The organism is Shewanella sp. AS1, assembly GCF_021412565.1.
Classification (GTDB): Bacteria; Pseudomonadota; Gammaproteobacteria; order Enterobacterales; family Shewanellaceae; genus Shewanella.
This window is the reverse complement of record NZ_JAKCLJ010000120.1, coordinates 1-282: the sequence shown is the minus strand read 5'-3', so window position 1 is coordinate 282 and position 282 is coordinate 1. Positions and strand designations below refer to the sequence as shown.

Annotated in this window: 1 protein-coding gene; it reads left to right on the top strand. The window is 55.0% G+C overall.

Features of this window, described 5'->3' with window-relative positions; all coding sequences use genetic code 11:
• Positions 1 to 20: 20 nt before the first annotated feature.
• Positions 21 to 282, top strand: a 262-nt coding sequence (locus LZP69_RS16325; RefSeq protein WP_234201741.1) for a hypothetical protein, incomplete at its 3' end; no start/stop codon positions are given.

The window sequence follows — 282 nt, the reverse complement described above, 5'->3', positions numbered from 1 at the left end:
GCCAGCCTGACGTGCGTTTCATGATATTTGATTTTTACAACCCCGGCACCCTGGGCACGTCTGATGCCGTGATAAGGGGAATAACCGTGACAGCTCTTGACGGTACGGGCGCGGTGATTGCGCCGGCGTCTGTCATGTCGGGCGCCAAAATAATAAATTCCTCGACGCTTTCTGTGTGCGGTTACGTAAACCTTTCGGCGTACACGTCGGCAGCTCCTTTTTACGTGCCGGCAGACCTTGTGCCCCTGCTCGTGCCGTATTCCAATACTGTAAGCGCGTATG